1 protein-coding gene is annotated in these 449 nt (G+C 38.8%); it reads right to left on the reverse strand.

Translation table 11 applies throughout. The features are described 5' to 3' along the window. Positions 1–396 (reverse strand): AMP-binding enzyme (locus EHH60_RS36920; protein WP_148090228.1); only part of this gene is annotated, 396 nt, incomplete at its 3' end. Positions 397–449: the final 53 nt, after the last annotated feature.

The following is a 449-nucleotide window of genomic DNA, read 5'->3' on the forward strand; positions in this document are numbered from 1 at the left end:
TTTTAATACTTGTTTCCATAACTCTGTAAGCAAGGAGATATCATAAGAATTTGCTTGCTTATTTAAATAATATCCAATCAGTTTTTTTCTGTCTATCTTCTGATTAAATGTACGTGGGAAGGTATCTGTTAAAACAATGTGGTGAGGTATCATGTAAGCAGGGAGGGCTTCTTTAAGGGATTCTGCAATCTGATCTCCCGATATCTCAGTATCTGCTTTTACAAATAAATAGAGTGTCTTTGTTTCAGTATCAGGCACAGCCACCGCTTCTGACACTTCCGTTAACCGGAGCACAGCCTGTTCTATCTCCTCTGGTTCTATACGGTATCCGTTTATTTTTAACTGATAGTCAGCACGTCCAAGAAAGTAATAATTCCCATTTTTACGTTCCACCATATCCCCTGTCCTGTATACCCGTTCTCCAGGTTTTCCCGACAAATATGTAAACC

This window comes from Bradyrhizobium sp. RP6, from assembly GCF_003837805.1.
GTDB lineage: Bacteria > Pseudomonadota > Alphaproteobacteria > Rhizobiales > Xanthobacteraceae > Bradyrhizobium.